The 6,215-nt window shown below is 41.7% G+C and carries 3 protein-coding genes; all 3 read left to right on the top strand.

Features of this window, described 5'->3' with window-relative positions; translation table 11 throughout:
• Nucleotides 1-583 precede the first annotated feature (583 nt).
• Nucleotides 584-1,336 (top strand): peptidylprolyl isomerase, encoded by a 753-nt coding sequence (locus Q4592_RS00670; RefSeq protein ID WP_303508514.1) that lies wholly within the window; start codon nt 584-586, stop codon nt 1,334-1,336.
• 2 nt (nt 1,337-1,338) lie between these two features.
• Nucleotides 1,339-2,217 (top strand): peptidylprolyl isomerase, encoded by an 879-nt coding sequence (locus Q4592_RS00665; protein WP_303508511.1) that lies wholly within the window; start codon nt 1,339-1,341, stop codon nt 2,215-2,217.
• A 114-nt stretch (nt 2,218-2,331) separates the two neighbouring features.
• A complete protein-coding gene (locus tag Q4592_RS00660) occupies nt 2,332-6,210 on the top strand; it encodes a carboxypeptidase-like regulatory domain-containing protein (RefSeq protein ID WP_303508509.1) in 3,879 nt (1,292 codons plus the stop codon).
• Nucleotides 6,211-6,215 lie beyond the last annotated feature (5 nt).

Below are 6,215 nucleotides of genomic sequence, written 5' to 3'. Positions count from 1 at the left end.
CCATGTTCTCCAAAAGCGATAATACGCAAAATATATTTATGATATTAACAATGCGAAAATTTGGAGGAGTGTAAACTCGAGTACTATAGATCCCCCGCATCCATACAGAGGAATAGTAAAAATCCATTTTTACATAGCTAATAGCACGCGATATTAACGTAGTATAATATTTCCCTCAACAATAATATGAATATTTAAATCAATAAGAAGGTGGCTAGCTATAAACGTAAGGCGGCACTAAGAAAAAGCCAAATAACATAAGAATAAAGCAAAGATTAACAATTGCTTAACCTATCAGACATAATTACAACTCAACTTCCTTTTTAGAAACCGCTTTCAAAGATTTATAAAAGCCTGTTCCTCATAAAGCCCGTTCTAAACAAGAGATAATAGCGTTTAACACCACAGTTAATTAATAAAAGTATTTGTAAATACTATTCATTAATAAGATAATTGCCGACTTGCAAGAATAAACGCTTAGTACATAAGGATGTAACAAGAAGCTATGCATGGACAGAAACGTATATTTTTCATTTTGGCTCTACTCAGCACGTTTGTCATTAGCGGATGTGAGGATAAAGATGTGTTGGCAACAGTTGGTGAAAAAAACATCACTCAAGATGAATTTAACGCCTACCTGAAATATAAAAGAATCACCAACAAAGACTCATCAACTCAATCTAAAGTACTTGATGAGCTGGTGTATAAAGAATCACTAGCCCAACAAATTACTAAGCAAAACCTTATAAATAAGCAAGAGGTTGCCGCAGAAGTTCAAGACTTAGAGCGTCAAATTTACATTAGTCGCTATTTCGATAAGTACTTAGAGCAGCGGGTAACCGACGACATGGTTAGAGCCTACTACGCAAACAACGTAAAAAACTACGAAACCAAACAAGCTCGTGTTGCACATATTCTAATTCGCACAACAAGCCGAATGGAAGAACAAGAACGTCAAGCTAAACTGACTCTTGCCCGCCAATTACATAGCCAATTACAATCCGGCGAAAGCTTTCAATCACTAGCAAAAGCACAATCCGAAGACATAGTGTCTGCCAATAAAGGCGGCGACTTAGGTTGGTTATCAGAAGGTGCTGTTAGCCCTGAGTTTTCTGAGCGCGCTTTTAAGCTAAAAGTGGGTGAATTTACCGAACCATTCAATACTGCATTCGGTTTTCATATCGTGACCTTGTTAGAAGAGCCGCAGCTGTCTCGCAAGCCTTTGGAAGCAGTAGCAGGAAACATTCGCTACCAACTTCGTAGCGAAGCCAAAGCTCAAGAAATAACCCGTTTACAAAGCGATATCAAAATTACTAAACAAAGTTTCGGTAATTAGCAATGAATACATACCGTTTAGTTAATGCAGCTAAAGCTATGGCGTTAGTGTCTAGCTTAGCTATGCTCGGATGCGAGCAAAGTGCCCCTCTTGTTCAAGAAGAAACAGCTAGTAGTTCACCAATAATAGTAAATGTAAACGGCAGCGCTATTACGGATGAAATGGTAACGTTTCAGTTAGAGAAACTATTTGGTTCGGCGCAAATTACAGATTTACCAGAAGAAGTCCGTCATTCGGTGATTGAAAGCTTGATTTCAGCAAGAGCAATGAGTGACGCTATCATCCCCCAATTAACCGCAGAGTCCACCAAGCAAATCGAACTAAAAGTAGCGGCGTATAAAGAAGAGTTGCTAGTTAAGCAATACTTACAGCAACACGTAAATCCTACGCCAGTATCTACTGCGATGGTCAGCAAATACTATCAACAAAACCCGCAAGCTTTTGGCGCAGTTGAACAACTACAGCTAGAGCAACTAATACAACCTGCAGCCTCTAATGAGCAACAGCGAAAGTCATTGTTTGAGCAACTCTCTCGTTTACAAAATGAAGTGGAGTGGTCGGCAAACAGTGATTCTTTAGCAAAGCTCAACTTGCATTATAAAAAAGAGTTAGTGGCGGTAACTTCGTTACCAGCAGAACTACAAGCATCTTTAAATGGCTTAAAAGTTGGCGAAACATCACCACCAACATTAGTGAATGGAGACGTATACATTTTACGAATGATCTCCAAGCGCCAACTGCCGCCAAAGCCGCTATCAGAAGTTAGCCTTGAAATACGTAAAAGCCTTGCTCCTATTCAACTAAAGAAAGCAGTAAAAGAAGCATCAGATTTAGCTAAAAGTACAGCATTGATTGAATGGACCTCCCCCCAAGAAAACTAATTAAGTAGTGAGAATAGCAGGATGCTAGTTCTATCTTTATGGATAAAGAGTGTTAAGGAAAGTTTTAGGAAGCTAACTATATCAACGTTAGGTTTTAGCCGTGCCACAATCTTAGTGATGATTAGCTTATTGCTTAGTGGCTGTCCGTTTTGGGACAGTAGCGATAAAACAACTGCCTCAATAGAGTTTACTCAATTAGTCGAAGAAACGGCTTATTCTGAAATCAAACTACTTGGCTTAGTCTCCGGCACCAAAAGTACTAATATCCAAGTGTCTATTTCCATAAACGCTAATGCTTCAATAGCTGCTGAAGTTACTGGCTCACAGTTTTCAGCTTGGCTTGAACTTGAACCCGGTGTTAATACTGTAGTTGTTACAGCGACAATTAATGATCGTTATGAAATTACTAAAAGCGTTGATATCAATTTTACGAACAACGAAGAAAACTTTCCAACGTCGCCAATAAATGGGAGCGAGATCATAGGTGACTCAACTGCCCTTTCTGGCACCTTTTACAGCACTTGGTCAGCCGACGACATCGTTGTATATATCGATAACCAAGCAATTCCTTTTGAACTGGTGCCTCAGGCAGTAGCGAAAACTCAAAATTCTGGAATCGCGAGAAAGGGCGATGTAAAAACCATTTACCAGTACCGATTTACCCATTGGGTCGACCTAGTAGATGGCAATAATGAGTTTCATCTAAAGATTGTGAGTCCTGACTCTATTTTTCACAAAATATTTAAGTTTTTGGCGAGCATAATTGACTCTCAAAGAGACTACTCAATCACCTTAGAAGCGGCAAACTCTCCAACCGAAAAAGACAAATATCAATTAAATGGGCAAATCACAACCCGCTCAGGAAAGCTGTCCGATTTACGCTATGTAGAACTTCACTTGAGTAACAGTTTGACTGGTGAATCGCTAACATTATCGCAATTAGAAAATAGCCACTTCAGCGCGAATATGGCGCTTGAGGTCGGGGAAAACACATTAACGGTGGTAGCCAGAAAAGCAGGTAGATCTTTAGCCAATGCATCTGTCATTATTCAAAGAAACTTACTCGATACGTTCAGCAATATCACCCCAACGTATCAGCAGGTTGTGACGCAATCACCTATCGTGTTGTCGGGCGATATTGAAACAACTTGGCCTTTAAGTGACATTAAACTCACGGTAAATGGGGAGTCAGCATCGCTTGTAGAATCCGCATTAAAAAACAAATACACCTTTTCAATCAGCAATATAGCGCTTTCTCTGGGTGAGAATCAGTTAGTACTAAAACTAAGCACGCCTAATGGCAACGAGCAAATAGTTCATCAGATTATCTACCAGCCGGCTCCCGACACCACTCCGCCAACGATTACTTTAGATCCCCTACCCAACACCACAACAGCACCAAGCATGTTATTCAGTGGTAGCGTAGTCGACCCTAAAGAGGCGCTAAGCGGAGTAGAAAAAGTAACCATAACAAATGAACCGTTCTCTACTGTGTTTAATGCAGTCCTTATGAATGACCGCTTCAGCGCAGAAGTCCCCTTAGCTTATGGTAATAACGAGATAACCGTTTCAGCTGCAGACATCAACCGCAATATCAGTACCGAACAGATTAATATCAAAAGATACTCTACGGTGAAATGGACCAACATAAAGCCCACAAATCACAGCGTAGTTAGCGACCGACTCATTACAATTTCGGGAGAGCTTCATGTTCCAAAGGGGTTTGTTGTTGATGGTATTCGGCTTAATCAGTTATTGCTGCACTCAGAGCTTGATGTTTCAGGCAGTTTTTACCGATTTTCGGCAACAGACATCCCATTAGATTTAGGCAATAACACCTTCACCTTAATCGCTCAAGGGCAAAATGTCGGCACTGCCTCAAGCATGCTTAATGTACTTTACCGCCCCTCCGGTAGCACAGAGCTTCCAAACCCAGAAATTGCACTGAGTGCTCCTTTAAACGACGCTGTAATTAACGATGACCAAGTACAACTACTTGCTAGAATTAACAGTTACGGCGGAGCGGTAAACGTTGATATAAACGGGGAGTCAGTTACTAGTGCGGACTTAATAACCTATTCCAATAACGACACACTTGTAAGCAAACTAAGCAAAAGCATTCCGTTCCCAGCAGAACAAAGCCAATTAACCATTACCATTAATGTAAGCGACAGCCTGGGTAACAGCAGCTCAAAGTCAGTTACCGTAACAAGAGACACTCAAACACCGGTCATTAGCGTAAATAACTATTTGGCTATTCCTGCCGTTAATCAGATAAACCAAAGCACTTTCACCATTAGTGGCCTTATTACAGACGATAACTTGTCTAGCGCAACAATAAATGATGGTGTACTTAAGTTAACCCCCACTAGTAATCCTCAAGTTTTTAGTTTCTCTCAATCACTAGATATCGCTTTTGGGGAAGAACACCCCGTATTAATTAGTGCATTCGACTTCGCTGGCAATCAAGTGTCTACAGAACTTCGCTTTATCTTGAGCAGCAACCTTAACCTTAGCGCTTTGCTGCCACCCGAAAACGCGATTTTCATGCTAGGAGACACCAGCAACACTATTCAAGTCGCCACTAGCTATCAGCAATTACCGGCAAATACCAAGGTCGTTGCCTGGATAGATAAAAATGAACCTATTTTGCTTAATAGTGCTGCAACGGTGGCGAGTGGTGAATTGCCCTTACCCAAGCAGCTAGGAGAAATAAACGTAAAGTTTGCAGTGCTTGATAGCAACAATCAAACTCTCGCAGCGGCAAGTAGAACTATTCAGCAAGTTGCACTAGATAGCGTAGATTTAGCCCTGACTAAAGTGAGCCCGAAACATGCCACTAAGGTTGCTGAGCCAACAGAAGCCATAGAACTCTACTTTAACCAAAAAATTGACCTAACTAAGCTTGAAGTAAAAGTACTTGAAACCTTAAACGGCCATACCTATGTTAATAACGACGCACCAGGTACCGACTTCTTGCAAGCCAAAGGATATACGCTCCAACAAGTATTTAGAAACAGAGAGCCGGTAGACACAAACCTTGCCCTGTTACCAAGCGCAACCACAGCAGCCGTATATCCAAGTTCACCTCTCGGTTACGGCGCGACAATTGAAGTTGAAGTTGTTTACGCTGGTAAAACACTAAGTAGGCATCAATTTACTACACGCCCCCTACCCACCTTAATCACCGGGGCAGTTAGTGATCAATTTAATCAAACCTTAGCGGGCATAAAAGTTGAAGTTCCAGCCCTACAGTTAGTGACCACCACCAATGCCGATGGCGGCTTCGCCTTTGGTTACCAAGACTCCGCCAATGAATCTATTGCCGCTGGTACCTATACGCTAATTGTAAACCGAGCAATGAATACACCGGGAATAAGCGAAGAGCGCTATCAACTTACAGTTAAATCACAACGACTAAACGAGCGCGGACTATTGCGAGTAAGCCAGATCAACACAGCCTTACCTGCAGAATTTATAAGTAGCGGAAACGCCAACACAGTGCTAGCCGGTGGTGATGTAACACTAGATTTAAGCAATGCAACTGTATTATTTCCTGAAGGATTCAATAACGGCCATGTTTATATGCAGCTTGCACAGCTATCAACCATTAACGCGCCAATCATGCCGGAATTCGCCCCTCTTTGGGCTTTTGCCGCGCAGCCTAAAGATATACAAATTGAAGGCTTAGTGGGTACGCGCTTTAAGCTACCTAAATACCAAGAAAGCTACGACTATCTCAGTTTTGTAGGCAATTACATGATGCTGGTGGCTTACAACTCTGCAAAAGGGGTTATCTCCCCCATTGGCGTAGCAGAAATAACCGACACCCAACATTTAATAACCCCGCTCCCAGTTGCCTTAAGCTCTCTCAATTATGTGGGAGCTAGTTGGATACCACATGAACAGCAATCCTTGGCTGAGCAAGTCGCCAATGGCGAAGCTAGTTTAATTGAATTAACCGCAGCTATTACCCAAAACCTAAGCGAGTAAGCAGA

Source organism: Agarivorans sp. 1_MG-2023, assembly GCF_030548385.1.
Lineage (GTDB): Bacteria > Pseudomonadota > Gammaproteobacteria > Enterobacterales > Celerinatantimonadaceae > Agarivorans.
This window is presented reverse-complemented; position numbering and strand designations above follow the sequence as displayed.

Excerpts from the sequence above, each read along its gene's own strand:
- Q4592_RS00665 (WP_303508511.1), top strand. The coding sequence starts at position 1,339 with ATGAATACATACCGTTTAGTTAATGCAGCTAAAGCTATGGCGTTAGTG.